Genomic DNA, 17,622 nt, shown 5'->3' on the forward strand with positions numbered 1-17,622 from the left:
ACGGGGAGACCTCTCGCCTCCAACTCCCGGGCGGTCATCTGGCGGGACTCCCCACGAACCACCTCCAGCCGAAATAGAAGGGGACGCCGAGCGCGATGCTCAGGAGCGAGGCGATGGCTGCCTCGCTCCGCTGCACGCACGCGGCGACCGTCAGCGCAAGCGTCGCGAGCAGGTAGACCGCCGGCACGACCGGGTAGCCGGGAGTCCGGAACGGGCGGGGCAGATCCGGCCGTCGGAGGCGGAGGACGAAGACCGAGCTAATCGTCAGCATCGAGAAGAGCGCGAGCCCGACCCCCGCATAGACGATGATCCCCTCGAACGACCCGGTCCAGAGCAGCACCAGCGACCAGGAAATCTGCATCGCCGTGGCGACGGCCGGCGTCTTCGATGGGCCCGACAGCCGGGCCGCCACGACCGGGAACTGACCAGCCTTCGCCATGGCGAACGCGACCCGAGGCCCGGTGAGAATGAACGCGCTGAGCGATGCCAGCAGCGTCAACCCGATCACCACCGACAACCCCGCCGCGACCCGTTCCCCAAACAACCGGGCCGAGGCCAGTTCGGCGATTCGAGTCAGGGCGTTCAACGGCTCCTGATTCCCCGCCGCCTCGGCACGTTCGACGATCGCCCCGAGATCCCCCGGGGTCAGGGCCAGGGCGTAGAACAGGTTCAACGCCAGGTAGAGCAGGACGACCAGGCCGGTTCCGAGGAAGATCGCCCGGGGCATCTGCCTCCGGGGGTCGGCCATCTCTCCGGCGAGATAGGCGGCCCCGTTCCACCCCGTGTAGGCGTAGTAAACGTAGACCAGCGACGACAGCGCCGACAAAACCAGCCCCCGGTCGATCGCTTCGATCGGAGGAGCATCCGCCAGGTTCTCCCACCGCCCCCATCCCGCGGCCAGCCCGAACACCGCCAGCCCGGACAGTAGACCGAACTTGAGCACGGTCGAGGCCCCCTGCACGCCGACCGAGCCGCCCCGGGTCCAGGCGTGAACGTGCCCGAACGCCAGGATCAGCACCGTCGCCAGCCCTCGGCGGGCGATCAGCCCCGTCGGGCCGTCCAGCTCGATCGGCCGAAGGAGGTATTCGCTGGCCGCGAACGCGGTGGCGGCGATCGGCGCCCCGAAGCCGATCAGAAACGACACCCAGCCGGAAAGGAACGCGGCCAGGGGTCCATAGGCTTCATACAAGAACACATAATCCCCTCCCGATCGGGGGAGGGCCGCGGCCAGCTCCGCCAGCGAGAGCGCCCCGCAGGCGGCGATGACCGCGCCGACCACCCACAGCGCCAGCATCCACGCGTTGCTGCCGACGAAGAAGGCCGTGAAGCCCGAGGTCGTCAGCACCCCGGTCCCCACCATGCTGGCGACGACGACGAAGGTCGCCGTCGCCAGGCCGAACGAGGCGGGTAGGTCGGCACCCTCGCCGGCGCGAGGATCCTCCGGGTCGGATGCCATCAGCGGTCAGCTCCCCGTCGGCGACGTCGGACGGGAGGGTCGTCCGGTGAGGGCTGCCGATCAAACACAGCGAAGAAGTTCTCCTCCAGCTCCGGCGCGGCCTCGCCCTCCGGGGCCGACAGCTCGAACCCGGCCGAGGTGATCTCCGAGAGGAACGTCTGCCGGTCGGCCCGGACATGCTCCAGGATGAACTCCGAGCTGACTCCCTCCTTCCGGTCGAAGTCGATCACGACCAGCCGTCCCCCGGGACGCAGCGCCCGGTGGATCCCGGCCAGCATCGCCGCCGGATTCTCGAAGTGATGATAGGTGTCGCAAATGAACACCAGGTCCACCGATGCCGGCGGCAGGTTGGGCGAATCCTGTCCGCCGAGCACGGTGCAGACATTGTTCAGCCCCTCCTTTTTCGCCCGATCAGCGATATACCTCAGGAAATTCGGGGCGATGTCCACCGCGAAGACCGCCCCCCTCGGGCCAACGGCGGCCGCCATCGGGATCGTGTAGAGGCCGGTCCCGGCGCCCACGTCGGCCACGTCCATGCCCGGCTCCAGCCCGAGCGCCCGGACCACCTCATCCCGCCGGGTGAAGACCTCGCGCGACTCGCTCTCGAATCGCTCGACGTAGCGTTCCACGTCCGGTTCCCGGAACGAATCGTTCAGCTCCGGCTTCGCGCCGGTGATCTCCTGCGATCGAACCGCCGGGGGGGCGGCCAGGGCCAGAGCGAGGAACACGACCAGCAGGCGGGGGAACATGACAGGCCTCCTTGGGCCGGTGGGGACAGGATCGGGGCCAATCCTCGGGCGTCAGGCCCCCGTCGGGGGGGCCGTCCGGCCGGACGATCGGGATTCCGGCGATCGGGCGGAGCGGACCAGGACGGCAATGGATCCCGTCGTGACCATCATCACTGCCGTCCCGAACAGTTGATTGAACCCCCGGACGGCAGGGTCGGCCTCCGGGATCGGGAGGAAAACGGCGAGGCAACCGACTCGTTCCCCCCGGGACCTCCGAGTCCCTCGGAATCGTGATCTCGCCAATGTTCGCCGCGAGCGAGGGAGCCCGCCACAATCGTGCCGAACGTTCCGAGGAAGCGCCGGCCGACGATCGGCCCTTCCCCCCGCCTTCCGAGGAAGGCCAGGGCGATCGGCAAGGCCGCGACGTCGAACGGTCCGAAAACCTGGGGCCGGGCCACGACGGGCCGATCCGGTCGAACGCTCCCCCGCTGTTCGGCAGCGCCGGGCTCCCCCGGCCCTCCAGGACGATCGGGCAGGGCGTCACCGCGAGGCCCAGGCAGGAGTTCCCCTCGATGCTCGGCACCGCGACGACCAGCGTCGATGACCTGATCGTCCGTGTCATCTCGGGGCCTCCCCGGGGGACCGAATCGGATGCCCCTCGTTCTATCGAGGACCACCGAGGATTTCCAGCGCGTGCCGCCGCCGGTGGGCCGTTGTTGCGCGGGCCACCGGCCACTACGCTGGCAGGCGCGGGGGGACATCCCCCCACCCGCCACCTCACCACTCCCAATCCCTCGACGGAGCGATCTCGCGATGAAAACCAACGTCAGCCGGCGCGGCTTCCTGGGCGCTGGGGCCGCCTCGCTTGGCTACTTCTACACCGCGCCGGCCTACTCGGCCGCCCGGCTGGGTCGCAAGCCGAACGAGACCCTCCGCTTCGCCGGCATCGGCGTCGGCGGCAAGGGGAGTAGCGACATCGACCAGGCCGCCAACCTTGGCGAGGTCGTGGCGATCTGCGACATCGACGAGGGCCGCATCGCCCCGAAGGCCGAGAAGTGGCCCGGCGCGAAGGTTTACTACGACTTCCGCGACCTGCTCGATGAGATGGGCAAGGAGATTGACGCCGTCACCGTCTCCACCCCCGACCACACCCACGCGCTGGCCTCGCTAATGGCCATTCGCATGGGCAAGCATGTCTACTGCCAAAAGCCGCTCACGCAGACCGTCTTCGAGTCTCGGGTGCTCAAGGAGGCCGCCCGCCAGCACGGCGTCTGCACCCAGATGGGCAACCAGGGATCGGCCGAGAACGGCCTCCGGCGCGCCGTCGAGCTGATCCAAAGCGGCCTCATCGGCCCGGTCCGCGAGGTCCACGTCTGGACCAACCGCCCGGTCTGGCCGCAGGCCCCCCAGATCACCTCCCGACCCGACAAGGCCGACCCCTGGCCGAAGTCGATCCACTGGGATCAGTTCATCGGCGGCGCCCCGCTGCGGCCCTATGTCGCCGAGGTCTACCACCCGTTCAACTGGCGGGGCTGGTGGGACTACGGCACCGGCGCCATCGGCGACATGGCCTGCCACACCGCCAACATGGCCTTCCGCGCGTTGAAGCTCGCCCACCCGGTCGCCGTCTCGGCCGAGAGCGGCGAGGTCAACCCCGAGACCTACCCCGCCTGGGCCCGCGTCACCATCGAGTTCCCCGCCCGGGAGGACATGCCGCCAGTCACCCTCACCTGGTACGAGGGCCGTGAGAACGGCGAGCTCGTCCTGCCCCCGAAGGAGCTCCAGGCCAAGATCCTCGCCCCCGGCGAGAAGCTCCCCGGCAGCGGGTCGATCCTCGTTGGCGACGAGGGGATCCTCTACTCGCCGAACGACTACGGCGCCAAGTTCCGCATCCACCCCGAGGCGCTGGCCGAAGGGAAGAACCTCGACACCCCCGAGCACCTGCCGGCCAACGGCCAGGGCGACCAGGGGATGAAGAACGAATGGGTCGAGGCCATCACCGCCGGCAAGCCGGAGATCGCCTACTCGAACTTTGACATCGCCAGCCTGCTGACCGAGGCGTTCCTGCTGGGGAACGTCGCCATCCGCACCGGTCATCGCCTCGAGTGGGACGGCCCGGCCCTGAAGATCACCAATTACCCCGAGGCCAACGCCTTCATCCAGACCGAGTACCGCCGGGGCTGGGAAGTGACCCGAGGCTGAGCCCCGACCTCCTACCGCCCCTCGTTCCCCGCGCGGCCGGCGGCCGTGCGGGGGACGCCCGGGCCGTTGTCGACGATGCGACGCCAGGACGGCCTGCCGACCACTGCCGGCCCACCGTCACTCGGGCGGTCCGGCCGGTTGTCACCGTACCGGCAATGGCGCCTGCCCCCGCCCGCAATCCCCACCATAGTTTCATCTCATCAATAACGCTCACCACGATCCGACGCAGGCAATCCGCACGAATCCCGGCCATTTCCAAAGATGGCGGGTTCGCGCATGAGGGGTATTTTGCCCTTGCAACGGCAGGGTGGGAGCGGTCATTCTCTTCGGATCGCTGCGGCAAGGGGGCGGCCTGAACCCGAGTCGGGTCGGCCGTCCCAACGCCGATCGCAGGCGCAGGGAGCGTCCCGCCGCGGCGATGTACGGAGACCCGAGAGCGCACCTTCACGATGATTCACATCCGCACCCTCTCCCTGATCGGCCTGACCCTTGCCGCCGCGACGCCGTCCGCCCGGGCCGCGTCCTCGGCGGATCCGCTCTGGGGGCTGATGATCGCCCTGGTCCAGGCCGCCGCACCCGGCGTCCCGGTGGGCGACGACGGAGAGGCCAGGACGGCCGATGAGACTCGCGCCCTGATCGGCGACGATGACCTCCGTCGCATGCTCGATTCCGCCGTCGACGTCGCGCAACAGACGACTTATCCTGCCCCGAGACAACGGCCGACCTATTACTACACCATCCCTCGATACGCCAGGCCGGCCACCGGCGGGTATCAGACGTTCCAGAACACCGTTAATGCCGCGGTGACCTACTGGACCGGCCAGCCCCCGCGGCCCTCCTACTACAACCAGCAGGCCGCCCCGGTGGCCGCCTACGCCCAGCCGGCCGCCCCGATCGATCCCGCCACTCAGCCCGCCGCGACGGCCCAGCCGGCCGCCGCGTCCGGCGACCCCTACGGTTTCACCGCCTGGCTCAACGGCGTCCGCGCCCAGTACGGTCTGGCTCCGGTTTCGCACGATGCCAACCTGGCGGCCTGGGCCAACATGAACAACGCCCAGCAGAACAGCTACGGCCTCGGGCATCACGTCATGGGCCCGGCTCGTCGCCAGAACAGCGCCATGGGCTCGTTCTCCACGATTGGCGCCCAGTGGCTCGCCTCTCCGGCGCACGCCGCCGCCTTGCTCGACCCGTCGATCCGGGTGATTGGCATCGCCGGGATGGGGGCCTACTGGACCTTCAACGCCTACTGAGCCCTTCCGGGGCTCTCCGGAGGGACGTCGGATCCGTCCGTCGATCCTCCGTCGCGCACCACCGGGACGCGGACGCCCGTCGGCCTCCGCATCCCGGCCGACCGGGACACACGGAGGCGTCCCGGTCTCCCCCTTCGACTTCTTCTCCTCCGCCCCGGAGACGACGGGCCTCGGGGTTCCGCTCCGCTCCGTCGGGCCGCTATGATGGAGCCCTGCCGGATGGGGCTCCGACGCCCCCCGCCCTTGGCTTCCCCCGCTTCTTCCGGACCGGAGGTCCCCGGTGTCGTCCGAATCCGAGCGTTTTCACACGGTCGCGAAGGTCGGGGAGATTCCCGAGGGGCACGGCCGTGCCTTCGACGTCGACGGCGTCATGGTCGCCGTCTTCCTGGAGGGCGGAACCTACTACGCCATCGAAGACTACTGCCCCCACCAGGGCGCACCGCTGAGCGACGGCCTCGTCTTTGACCGCTCCGTCACCTGCACCTGGCACGGCTGGCGCTTCAGCCTGGAGGACGGCCGCCACCTCGAGGGCTCCCGGTCTCGCGTTCCCACCTTCCCCGTCCGAGTCGTCGGCGACGAGATCCAGGTCAACATCGATTGAACCGAATCGAGAACCGCCCCCAATGCGAGCCGCCTACATCGAGTCGCACGGCGACGCCTCGTCCATCATCGTCGGACAGCTCCCTGACCCCTCCCCCGGGCCCGGCGAGGTGCTCGTCCGCGTCGGCGCCGCCGCGATCAATCCGATCGACCTGTATCTCCGCGCCGGCCGCGTGGCCATGCCGATGAGCTTCCCCTACATCGTCGGGACCGATGTGGCCGGCACCGTCGAGGCGATCGGCCCGGGCGTGACCCGCTTCCGCCCCGGCGACCGAGTCTGGGGATCGAATCAAGGGCTGCTCGGCCGCCAGGGCTCCGCCGCCGAGCTGCTCTGCACCGACGAGCGATGGCTCTACTCCACCCCTCCCAGCCTCTCCGACGCCGAGGCCGCCTCGATGGCCCTGGTCGGCATCACCGCCCACCTCGGGCTCTTCGACCGAGCCCGGCTAAAACCCGGAGAGTCGGTCTACGTCTCCGGCGGTGGCGGCGGGGTTGGCTCGATGGTCATCCAGATGGCCAAGGCCTCCGGCGCCCGAGTCGCCACCACCGCCGGCCACGAGCAGACCCTCGACCTCTGCCGGCAACTCGGCGCCGACCTCGTCCTCAATTACAAGCAGGACGACGTCCCCGCCCGGCTCCGAGCGTGGTCCGAGGAGGGGATTGACGTCTGGTACGAAACCCAGCGCGACCCCGACCTCATGACCATCGTCCCCTTGCTCCGCAAGCGAGGGCGGGCCGTCCTCATGGCCGGCCGGGATGCCACCCCCACCCTTCCGCTCGGCTCCTTCTACCCGCGAAACTGCTCGATCCTCGGCTTCGCCATGTTCAACTACTCACCCGATGAGCAGTTGCTCTGTGCCGAAGACATGATCCGATGGGTCACCGAGGGCCGCCTCCGCCCCATCGTCGGCCGGACCTTCCCCCTCGAGCAGGCCGCCGAGGCCCAGCAGTTTCTCGAGGACAACACCGTCGGCGGCGCCGGCACACTCGTGGGCAAGGTGGTCATCACCGTCGGCGGCTGATCTCCCGCCCGGAGCCGACCAATATTTATTGGATCGCGCTGGCCGGCTCGCCGGCGCCGTCGACCGGCATCGCATAACCGGCACGAAATCAAGACGCGATCACAAACAGATTCACCTTGGGGAGCGTCTCCCCGGGGAATGGGCGCGATTCCCCCCCCGGCCCGGCCGAATCGAAGGATCGACCGGGCCGCTCCGGGTGGGATCGGGCCCCGGAGACTCTCCCACGATTCGGCCGGGAAGCGTCCAGCGTGCCGGGGCCTCAGTCCCGAACCAGGCTCTTGTACTTGATCCGGTGCGGTTGATCGGCCTCGATCCCCAGCCTCGCTCGACGCTGCTCCAGGTAGGTCTCGAAATTGCCGTCGCACCAAACGACTTGGCTGTCCCCCTCGAAGGCGAGGATGTGGGTGGCGATGCGGTTGAGAAACCAGCGGTCGTGGCTGATGACCACGGCACAGCCGGAGAAGTCCAGCAGCGCGTCCTCCAGCGCCCGGAGTGTGTCCACGTCCAGGTCGTTCGACGGCTCGTCCAGCAGCAGCAGGTTCCCGCCGGTGGTGAGCAGCTTGGCCAGGTGGACCCGGTTCCGCTCGCCGCCGGAGAGCGTGCCGACCTTCTTCTCCTGGTCCGGCCCCTTGAAGTTGAACCAGGAGACATACGCCCGAGCCGGTACCTTCCGCTTGCCCAGCTCGATCTGGTCGAGGCCGCCGCTGATCTCCTGGAAGATCGTCTTGTCCGGGTCGAGCGCATCCCGGTTCTGATCGACGTAGGAGAGCTTCACCGTGCTGCCGACCCGGAGCGCTCCCGAGTCCGGCGTCTCCTGGCCGACGATCATCCGGAACAGGGTCGTCTTGCCGGCGCCGTTGGGGCCGATCACGCCTACGATGCCCCCGGGGGGCAATCGGAAACTCATATTCTCGAACAAGATCCGGTCGCCGAACGCCTTGGAGACGTTCTCCGCCTCGACGACGAGGTCGCCCAGATGCGGACCCGGAGGGATCTGGATCGTGACCGGCTCGTCGCGGCGCTCGGCTTCCTCGGCGGCGAGCTGCTCATACCGCTGGATGCGCGCCCGATTCTTGGACACCCGGGCCCGGGGAGACATCCGGATCCACTCCAGCTCCCGTTCGAGGGTCCGCTTCCGGGAACGATCCTGCTTCTCTTCCTTCTCCAGCCGGGCCTGCTTCTGCTCCAGCCAGCCGGAGTAGTTCCCCTCGAAGGGGATGCCCCGGCCTCGGTCGAGCTCCAGGATCCACTGGGCGACGTTGTCGAGGAAGTAGCGGTCGTGGGTGATCGCCACCACCATGCCGGGATATTCCTGGAGGTGGCGTTCGAGCCAGGAGACGCTGTCGGCGTCGAGGTGGTTGGTCGGCTCGTCCAGCAGCAGGATGTCCGGGCGTTGGAGCAGGATCTTGCAGAGCGCCACGCGACGCCGCTCCCCGCCGGAGAGCTTGGTCACGTCAGCGTCGCCGGGGGGGAGGCGCATGGCGTCCATGGCGATCTCGAGCCGACGGTCCAGCTCCCAGCCGTCGGCGGCCTCGATGCCGTCCTGCACCTCGGTCAGCTCGGCGAGCAGGGCGTCCATCTCGTCGGCGTCGGGTCCCTCGGCGAGCCGAGCGTTGATCGCGTCGAACCGCTTGAGCAGGGCTCGAACGGGGCCGACGGCCTCCTCGACGTTGCCGAGCACGTCCCGATCAGGGTTCAGGTGAGGCTCCTGAGGCAGGTAGCCGATCGTCGCCCCCGGGGCCGGCCGGGCCGTCCCGAGGAACTCCTTCTCCTCTCCGGCCATGATCCGCAGGAGCGTGCTCTTGCCCGCCCCGTTCGGCCCCAGGACGCCGATCTTGGCCCCGGGGTAGAACATCAGCGTGATGTCCTTCAGGACCTCTTTCTTGCCGTGATTCTTTGAGAGGCGCTCGATGGTGTAGATGTACTGCGGGGGCATCGACGATCCCGGGTGCGAGGCTCGACGGCAGGGCGCGCGGTCAGGACTCTTCCCCCGTCGGCGGCCAGGACCCCCCGGCGCCGGACCGCGCACGACCACCCAATTACACCGAATCGCCCGGGGCTTCGGAACCCCAGAATCACTCGGCGATCGGGTCCCTCAACCCTCCGGAACAGTCATGAGCGGCCCGAGCGCCGCATGACGGAGCAACAACCCGCGGGCCGCTTCCGCCACGGCCGGGGGGGTCAGCCCGGATTGCCGAAGCATGAACTCCTGGCTCCCCACCCGAGGGGCGAACCTCGGCGGCGTCCCCAGCCGACGGAACGGGACGCCCGACGCCGACTCCGCCAGCACCTCGGCCACCGCCCCTCCGAGCCCGCCGACAATGCTGTGCTCCTCGAGCGTCAGCACGGCCCCCGTCTCAGCCGAGGCCCGCAAGATCGCCCCCTCGTCGATCGGGTGAAGCGTGTGCATCGACACGACCCGGGCCGAGATGCCATCGGCCCCGAGCAGCTCGGCCGCATCGACCGCCGTCTTGAGCATCCCCCCCGTCGAGAGAATCGCCACGTCGGTCCCCTCCCGGACCGTGATCGCCCTTCCGATCCGGAACTCGGGCTCCGCATCGTGGACGGTCGGCTCTCCCGCCCGACCGATCCTCAGGTAGCACGGGCCGGGGAGATCAGCCACCGCCCGGGTGGCGAGCCTGGCCTCGACCGTGTCCCCCGGCGCCACCACCCTCATGCCCGGCATTGCGCGGAGCACGGCGAGATCTTCGGTCGCGTGGTGCGTCGCCCCGAGCGCCCCATACGCGAAGCCTCCGCCGACGGCGACGATCTTCACGTTGGCCCCGTGGTAACAGGCGTCGTTGCGGATCTGCTCCAGGCATCGAAGCGTGGGAAAGTTCGCGATCGAGTAGGTGAACACGACCTTCCCACTCAGCGCCCATCCGGCCGCCAGCCCGGTCATCGCCTGCTCGGCGATCCCCACGTTGAGGAAGCGGTCGGGGAAGCGCTTCGCGAAGTCCACGACCACGCCGAAGCCCAGGTCGCCGACGACCAGGCAGATCCGGTCATCCCGTTCCGCCAGCCGTGTCAGCTCCTCGATGAACTCGGTCCTCATGCCGACGCCTCCAGTTCGATCCGGGCCGCCTCGTACTCCTCGCCGGCCGGGGTCCGGTAGTGCCAGAGCAAGCGATCCTCCATGAAGCTCACCCCCTTCCCCTTGACCGTATGCGCCACCAGGCACGATGGCTTCCCCGGTTCGAACGGAAGCGATCGCATCGCGTCCAGGATCTGACCGAGGTCATGTCCGTCCACTTCTCGCGTTTCCCAGCCGAAGCGTTGCCACTTCCCGGCCAGGTCCCCGAGGTCCAGGACCTCGCGCACATGTCCGAGGCTCTGAATCTTGTTGAAGTCAACGATCACCGTCAGGTTGTCCAGCCGGTGTTGCGCCGCGATCAGGGCCGATTCCCAGATCGTGCCCTCGTCGCACTCCCCATCTCCCAGCAGGACGATGGTCCGGTACGGCATTCCCGACCGCTTCGCCGCCAGTGCCATCCCGCAGCCGATCGGCAGGCCATGCCCGAGCGACCCCGTCGACACCTCCACCCCCGGCACCCCCTTGTGCGTCGCGTGCCCGGCCAGCTCGCCGCCGTCTGAGTAGAAGCGCTCCAGCCAGTCCTCGGGGAAGAAGCCCCGCTCCGCGAGCATCGCGTAATAGATCGCGCAGGCGTGCCCCTTGCTCAGGATGAATCGGTCTCGACCCGGATTGCCGGGGTCTTCCGGATCAATCCTCAAGATCCCCCCGCCGTAGAGCGCCGCCATCAGCTCGGCCATCGAGAAACACGAGCCGACGTGAGAACTCCTCGCCCGCCGGATCATCTCCATCGTCCTCAGTCTCAGCCGACGTGCCAGCTCGGCCAACTGGGCAAGTTCCTCTTCGGTGGGTGGCATGGTTCATCCTTGGGATGGAGTGCCTGAGCGTTCTCAATGGATGATGGGTCACGGTGGATGTCGGAGGTCGGATCGAAGGTGGGGACCCAGCGGAAGCGGGAGAGGGGCGGAGGATGGCCGACGGGACAACGCTCGCCCAGACGACCTTCCCGGGACGGGTCGCTCGGGAAGACCCGGTTCGCCGCCCCTCCTCCGCGTTCGATCATTCCGCCGCTCTCGATCGCCTTCCCTGCTCCGCCTCCTCCCCCGAGGGAGCCCCCGCGGGGAGGATCTCCATCCTCGCCTCCAGGCCGGCCCTCAGGAGCCGGCCGGGATTGGGGACCTCGGCGATGATCACGCAGGTCTGCGTATCGGGGTCGATCTGGGGGTCGATGAACACCAACTCGCCGGGGAACCAGCGATCCTCGACCCACAGCTCCGTGCCGCCCACGTCCGGCGCGATCCGGACGGGCTGGCCGGGGTGGACGTCCCAGGCGTCCTTGACGTCAAGGTGTCCGGTCACGCGCACCCGGTCGACATCGACCACCCGGATGACGGGCTCGTTCGGCGAGATCGGCTCGCCGGGCTCCTTGTACAGCTCGACGACGATCCCGTCGTGCGGCGCGACGAACTGCCGGAGCCGGAGCATCGCCTCCGCTTGCTTGCGCTGCATCGCGGCGATTTCCCGCTGATACTCCGCCTCCTCCACCGCCAGCGCGGCGGTCGTCGCCTCCAGCCGGCGGAGGTTGAACTCTTCCAGGCTCAAGGCGTCTCGCCGCATGAGGATCTCCGAGGCGCGCAGCTTCTCCGCCGCCTGGTCGCGCCGGGCCTCGTTGATGCGTACCGTGATCGTGCTCTCGGCCTCGATCGTCCTGAGCGCCAGTTCGGCCCTCGCGTCATCGTCCTCCAGCCGGCCGAGCACCTGTCCGGCCTCGACCGAGTCCCCCCGACGGACGAGGCATTCCTTGTAGATGCCGAACTGGGCGGCACCGAGGTCTGTCGTGTTCGCGTATTCGATCGTGCACCGGCGGAGCACCGCCAGCGGCGGCGGCCCCCCGCCCTCCCCGTCGGGGACGTCGGGGAAGAGGATCGGTCCGAGCGACAGCAGCATCGAGGTCGTCAACAGCATGGTCGGGTCCCGTCCATCAACTCATTCCGTCTCGAAATCGCGTCGAGGGTTGGAAAAGCGCCGGAGTCGGAGTCCAGGATCGAACCGCCCCGGGCGGCTCTCCCGGGGCCGTCGATCAACCGAGCTTCCCGTTCCCGTTGACTCCCCGGCCCCCGTTGCCGAAGCCAGGCCCGGGACCGCCGGTCCGGAGTCGTCGCAGCAGAGAGGCCGGCGCCCACGAGGCCGACGCCCCCTCTCCAGCCGCCGTGCCCGACGGCCAGACCGATCCCGTTCTCGGGCCCGAGCCGTCGACGCTGCCGTACGAGCGGCCGTAGCGTCCGTAGTACCGCCCGGCGTGGAGGAACTGCGCGTCGTCCGAGCCGTCGGCGTTGACGACCGAGCCGAGCAGAGGAGTGCCCATCATCTGGACCACCTCGGCCACCCGGTGCATCGCCGCCCGGCGGATCTCCGAAGGCCGCAGCACCAGCAGCACCCCGTCGGCCGAGGGCGCGACGATCGACGGGTCGGCCACGTAGAGCAGCGGCGAGGTGTCGATCAGCACGCGGTCGAATTCGCCCCGCAGCTCGGCGACGAGCGAACGGAACCGCTCGCTCATCAGCAGCTCGGCCGGGTTCTCGACCGGACCGCCGGTGGTCATGATCCGCAGGTCCTCCGCCGCCGAGGGCTGCAGAACCTCGCGCCACGTCGAGATCCCCCGCAGCACCTCCGACAGCCCTGGCGCCCGGTCGATCCCGTGGATCCGGTCCTGCGACGGCTTCCTCAGGTCGCAGTCGATCAGCAGCACCCGACGCCCCGCCTGCGCCAGCCCGATCGCCAGGTTGCTCGTCACCGTGCTCTTGCCGTCCCCCGGCGAGGGGCTGCAGACGACGATCACCCGCACGTCCCGCTCCCGACGGACGAACTCCAGGCCCGTCCGCAGCGCCCGGTACGCCTCGGCCGTCAGCGACCCGGGCCGCTGGTGCACCACCAGCCCCGGCTCGGTGGTCTCGGCCAGCTCCGCCTTGGAGAGCCTGGGGATCACCCCGAGGATCCGGGAGCCAAGCATGGACCGCACCTCGTCGAGCGACCGGACCCGGCTGTCCAGCCCATCGGCCGCCAGGGCGGCCATCGTCCCCAGCACCAGCCCGGACATCAGCGCCATGCAAAGCGTCAGCAGCACCCTCGGGCGCACCGCCTTGCGCAGAGCGTGCGGCGGCTCGATCGTCTGCGTGACCACGCCGCTGTATTCCCCCACCAGCTGGGCCTGCTTCAACTGGTCGACCACCGTGTTGAAGAGCCGCTGCTGACGATCAAGCTGTGCTCGGATGTTCTCCTCCTCCGCCTGATCGTTGAGAATCTGCCTGGCCTGCTCCAGGTCTTCCCGGAACCGATCCGTGTACTCCTGCTGCAGGGCCTCGACTGACGCCACCGCCTGCTCGATCGACAAGATCAGGTCGTCCACCTCGACCGACTCCACGCTCCTCCTGGAATCGGCCGCCACCTGCTGCACCCGGGCGATCTGCTCCTCGATGTCTCGGACCCTCGAGTAATCGGCGCCGAAGCGGTCGGCGAGCCGCTGCTGCTCGTTGATCAACTGCCGAACGTAATCCGACGCCAGTGCCTGGCTCCGGCCCGCCGAGCTGCTGATCGCCAGGCTCTCGCCCGGATCCCCCCGGAACTGACCCAGGGCGTAGGCGATCCCCGCCAGCCCCACCCCCTTCTCCCGCAGCGACTTGCCCAGCTCCAACTGCGTCCGAAGCTCCACCGCCCGCACGAGTGTCTGGTTGATCACCGAATCCCAGCCGTCGACCCGTCGGGTGATGAACGACCGGCCCGACTGGTCGGTCGCCAGCACGGTGTTCTTCTTGCGGATCTCCAGGTACTTCTGCTCCAGGTCGACCAGCTCCTTGCTGATCAGGTCGCGCGCCTCGGTGATGAGCGTGACGACCTTCGTGTTGTTCGACTGGTAGCTCTCCTCGAGAAACGCCTCGAAGCTCCGGATCAGCGCGTCGGTCAGCAGGACCGCCTCCTCCTTGGTCCGGGCCCGGTAGTCGATGCGGAGGACCGACGCCGCCCGGTCCGGTCGGCTGACGTCCAGCTCCTCAATCGCCGCCTGGGTCGGCGTCTTTCCCTCTCGCTTGGCGAGCTGCAAGGTCGGCAGGTTCTCGACCCCCACCTGCTCGATCGCCCGACCGACAATGTGGGGGCTGCTGAGGATCGCCGCGTAGGTCGGGAAGCGGTCGACCCCCCCCTCGCCGCCGCCGGCGTCTGCCTCGGTCACCTTCAGCGGCTGTCGGCCGGTCTCCAGCACCAGGACCCGGGCGGTCGCCTGGTACATCCTCGGCGTCCGCACAAGGTAGATCGCGGCCGCCGTCAGGCAGACGGCCAGGCCCACGGCCGACCACCGCCACTCCCGGCGGACAACCCGGATCAGGTGCTTGAGCTCCGCGGCCCCCAGATGGGCCGACGGGTTCGTATCGCTCGCGAGGGGTCGGTCGCTCATCGTCGAATCCGCTTCGCTGCCTTGAGGGTCGGGGAGCCTCATCCTCCGGGAGTACTCTCCGGCGCCGATCTCCCCGAGGAGAACTCCCCGACGCCCTCCCGGCCGATTCCGGGCGAACCCTCGGTCGAACTCCCGGACGGCAAGCAGGCATCGAGAGGGCCAACGGACCTCGGACGACGCCCGACGCGCGACGGGCCCTCCGCCCCCGGTCTCCCGCCCCCAGGCCCCGCTCCTCCCCGAGTCGCGATTCCCCGCCCCCTCCTACGGCGACGCGGCCAGCGCCCCCGCCACCTTCCTTTCCGCTCGGGAAACCCGCTCGGCTTTTGCCAGGCATCGACGAACCGACCAGATGCTCGCCAGACCGAGCACCGAGAAGCCAGCCAGCGACGCCGTCGCCGCCTCCATCGGCCCGGAGCCGAAGATCATCACCGCACTTGTCACCGCCAGCGCCAGCCCCAGGTTCACCGCGTTGTGCGGCCAGACATCCAGGGCATCGATCGGTCCCCGAAGAACGATATAGGCCACAAACGGCACGGCCGCCGGCAGCAGCCTCCGCGCCAACCCGGCCGCCGGGGTGAAGCCCTCGTCCAGCAGCATCGTGATCACCGTCGCCAGGCTCGCCTCCGCCGCCAGCACAATCAGCACCCCGGCCGCCAGGCTCGCCATCAGGGACCGGTCAACCAGCCTCCTCGCCTCGCCAATCCTCCCGTCGGCCCGCAGCCGGCTGACGATCGGCAGCAGCAGCATGCCGGCCGCCGTGAACACCGAGCCAATCATCTGCACCAGGCTCAGGCCGAACGACACGAGGCCCGCCGGCTCCAGCCCCGATCGGTGCGCCACCAGAATCGTCGGCACGGCGAACAGGCCGAACATCGCCAGATCGCCGGGCATCCTCGGCACACCGAACCGCACCAGCTCCCGAAGCGCCGCGCCCCACGCTCGAGGAGTCCCGATCCGCAGCCCCGCCGCCAGCGACAGCCCCGCCACCGCGGAGGCGACCGACCAGCCAATCCCCAGCCCTAGCAGCGCCCGGGGCACCTCTCCCCCCGAGAGCGCCACCGCCGCCGGCGGCACGGCCGCCAGGTTCACCAGCCAGAGCGTCCCGGCGGCTCCCAGGCGCATCCTCCCCATCTCGAACCCATAGACGATCGTATGGCCGCAAAGCCCAAGCACCGCCGCCACCGTCGGCCAGACGAGCTCCTCGTGCCCCCCCCGGCCGAACATCAGGACCGCCATCGCGCCGGGCCTCGTCGCCGCCCCCAGGGTCAGGGCCGCCATCCCCGGCACCGCGATCAGCCACGCCGCCAGCAGGAACACTCCGCCCTTCCCCCCCCCCTTCCCCGCCGGGAGGGAGGCCACGCACCTCGGCAGGCTCACGCTCAGCCCCAGCATCATCGGGAAGGCCAGGATCGAGATCGCCCTCCTCGCCACCGCGTACGCGCCGAACCCCTCCACCCCAAACGCCAGGGCCGCCAGCTTGAACGTCAGCATCCCCGACACCAGCGCTCCCAGGTGCGACGCCGCCGTGAACGCATAGCGCGCCGCCTTGCTTCGCCGTGTCGGGCTCCGGCCCAATGCCGGATCGCCTGGATCGGAGTCGTTCGTCATCGGAGGGGCGCCGAGGTCGATTGGCCAGGGAATCGGGATCGCGATCGGGGGGGATGGTCCGGCTCGGTCCTCGCCGGCTCAAGCGACCTCGCAGGCTCGTCCTGCCGCGACCGGCCTGGCCTCCTCGAGCAGGCCCAGCCGATCAACCACCTCCCGAAGACACTCGACCTGCCGATCGCGCCCGAAGGCCCTCAGGGCCCGATCCCGGCCCGAGTCCCCCATCCTCCGGCCCCGATCGGGGTCATCGAGCAGCGTCCGAAGGGCCGCCGCGGTCTCCTCCCAGCGCGTCGGGTCGACCAACATCCCCGTCTCACCGTCGACCACCGCGTCCGCCACTCCCCCGCAACGGCCCGCGACCACCGGCTTGCGCCTCAGGTTCGCCTCCAAAAAGGCGATCCCGAATCCCTCGATGTCGCACCCCTCCCTTCTCGACGGCATCACGAAGATCTCGCTCACCCGGTACAGCGCGTCCACCTCCTCCGCCGACCGAGCCCCGACCATCCGCACCAGATCCCCCACTCCCAGGGCCCGGATCTGACGCTCCAGCGCCTCCCGGTCCCCTCCGTCCCCCACGATCACGTAGGCCAGATCCGGGTAGTCCTCCCGCAGATCGGCCAGCGCCCGGAGGACCATGTCATGCCCCTTGCGCCTCACCAGCCGGGCAACCGTCAACAGAACCCGCTTCCCGTGCAACTCGAAGCGGTCCCGGATCGCGTCGAGTCCCTCGTCCGTCGGCTCCGGGGTTGGCTCCACGATCGGGGGGACGATCAGGACCCGGCCCGGATCGACCCCCAGGCCGTCGACGACCAGATCCCTCGTATAGGCGCTGATCGCCACCACGCACTCGGCCCGTCGCATCATCCGACGCAGAAAGGGCCCGGTCCACCGCCGGTCGGAGAACTGGAGCAGCTCGCTGCCGAAGGCGACCACCGCGTAGCGAACCCCGAAGAGGCGGTGCAGAACATACCCAGCCACACCCTCATGATTGCACTTCATCAACAGCAACATCGGCCTTGGGAACCGCAGGCAGCCTCGGAGCCCGGCGGCGAACAGCGGGAGGATCTTCACATACTTTCGGTTCAACACCGACGGGCCTCGGCGCGTCGGCGCTCCTCCGATGGGACGGTCCGAGGGGTCGGGCACCGAGGCCTCGACGCTCAGATCGACCCCCAACTCGACCAGCGACCGGGCGATTGACTCCGAGTAGGCCGAGACCCCCCCGAGCTGCGGGGGAGCGTCGGCCGAGAGCATCAGCAGGGGGGTCGCCATCGTCGGCCT

General features: G+C 69.3%; 13 protein-coding genes. 4 read left to right on the forward strand and 9 right to left on the reverse strand.

The annotated features are described in order from the left end of the window. Nucleotides 1-34: 34 nt before the first annotated feature. Together TsocGM_RS11480 and TsocGM_RS11485 are read right to left on the reverse strand one after the other, a co-directional pair. A complete protein-coding gene (locus TsocGM_RS11480; protein ID WP_126725512.1) occupies nt 35-1,456 on the reverse strand; it encodes an amino acid permease in 1,422 nt (473 codons plus the stop codon). Next, nucleotides 1,456-2,205 (reverse strand): class I SAM-dependent methyltransferase, encoded by a 750-nt coding sequence (locus tag TsocGM_RS11485; RefSeq protein ID WP_126725513.1) that lies wholly within the window; start codon nt 2,203-2,205, stop codon nt 1,456-1,458. The genes TsocGM_RS11480 and TsocGM_RS11485 overlap by 1 nt, the downstream gene beginning before the upstream one ends. 792 nt (nt 2,206-2,997) lie before the next feature. On the opposite strand from TsocGM_RS11485, the gene TsocGM_RS11490 reads away from it, so the two are divergent. The 4 genes from TsocGM_RS11490 to TsocGM_RS11505 all read left to right on the forward strand — a co-directional run bounded on the left by TsocGM_RS11490 (nt 2,998) and on the right by TsocGM_RS11505 (nt 7,258). After that, the gene (locus TsocGM_RS11490; protein WP_126725514.1) at nt 2,998-4,386 is read left to right on the forward strand and encodes a Gfo/Idh/MocA family protein; all 1,389 of its coding nucleotides are present in this window, start codon (nt 2,998-3,000) and stop codon (nt 4,384-4,386) included. A 449-nt stretch (nt 4,387-4,835) separates the two neighbouring features. After that, nucleotides 4,836-5,636: a CAP domain-containing protein gene (locus TsocGM_RS11495; protein ID WP_126725515.1), complete on the forward strand. Its 801-nt coding sequence runs from the start codon at nt 4,836-4,838 to the stop codon at nt 5,634-5,636. Nucleotides 5,637-5,916: 280 nt separating this feature from the next. Further along, the gene (locus TsocGM_RS11500; protein ID WP_126725516.1) at nt 5,917-6,237 is read left to right on the forward strand and encodes a Rieske (2Fe-2S) protein; all 321 of its coding nucleotides are present in this window, start codon (nt 5,917-5,919) and stop codon (nt 6,235-6,237) included. Between the two features lie 22 nt (nt 6,238-6,259). Further along, complete coding sequence (locus TsocGM_RS11505) at nt 6,260-7,258, forward strand: quinone oxidoreductase family protein (protein ID WP_126725517.1); 999 nt, start codon at nt 6,260-6,262, stop codon at nt 7,256-7,258. Between the two features lie 259 nt (nt 7,259-7,517). On the opposite strand, the gene ettA is transcribed toward TsocGM_RS11505, so the two are convergent. From ettA to TsocGM_RS11540, 7 genes are all read right to left on the reverse strand, one after another. Next, the gene (gene ettA / locus TsocGM_RS11510) at nt 7,518-9,194 is read right to left on the reverse strand and encodes an energy-dependent translational throttle protein EttA (protein ID WP_126725518.1); all 1,677 of its coding nucleotides are present in this window, start codon (nt 9,192-9,194) and stop codon (nt 7,518-7,520) included. Nucleotides 9,195-9,353: 159 nt separating this feature from the next. After that, nucleotides 9,354-10,313 carry a transketolase family protein gene (locus TsocGM_RS11515; RefSeq protein ID WP_126725519.1) on the reverse strand — a complete coding sequence of 320 codons (960 nt, stop codon included), beginning with the start codon at nt 10,311-10,313 and terminating at the stop codon, nt 9,354-9,356. Then, nucleotides 10,310-11,146 (reverse strand): transketolase, encoded by an 837-nt coding sequence (locus tag TsocGM_RS11520; protein WP_126725520.1) that lies wholly within the window; start codon nt 11,144-11,146, stop codon nt 10,310-10,312. The genes TsocGM_RS11515 and TsocGM_RS11520 overlap by 4 nt, the downstream gene beginning before the upstream one ends. Nucleotides 11,147-11,348: 202 nt before the next feature. After that, nucleotides 11,349-12,254: an efflux RND transporter periplasmic adaptor subunit gene (locus TsocGM_RS11525; protein WP_126725521.1), complete on the reverse strand. Its 906-nt coding sequence runs from the start codon at nt 12,252-12,254 to the stop codon at nt 11,349-11,351. A gap of 115 nt (nt 12,255-12,369) precedes the next feature. Then, nucleotides 12,370-14,736: a polysaccharide biosynthesis tyrosine autokinase gene (locus TsocGM_RS11530; RefSeq protein ID WP_158633504.1), complete on the reverse strand. Its 2,367-nt coding sequence runs from the start codon at nt 14,734-14,736 to the stop codon at nt 12,370-12,372. A 261-nt stretch (nt 14,737-14,997) separates the two neighbouring features. Next, nucleotides 14,998-16,344 (reverse strand): lipopolysaccharide biosynthesis protein, encoded by a 1,347-nt coding sequence (locus TsocGM_RS11535; RefSeq protein ID WP_126725523.1) that lies wholly within the window; start codon nt 16,342-16,344, stop codon nt 14,998-15,000. Nucleotides 16,345-16,422: 78 nt separating this feature from the next. After that, nucleotides 16,423-17,613, reverse strand: a complete 1,191-nt coding sequence (locus tag TsocGM_RS11540) for a glycosyltransferase family 4 protein (RefSeq protein WP_126725524.1) — start codon at nt 17,611-17,613, stop codon at nt 16,423-16,425. Nucleotides 17,614-17,622 lie beyond the last annotated feature (9 nt).

Origin of the sequence: Tautonia sociabilis, from assembly GCF_003977685.1 — a bacterium.
GTDB classification, from domain to species: Bacteria; Planctomycetota; Planctomycetia; order Isosphaerales; family Isosphaeraceae; genus Tautonia; species Tautonia sociabilis.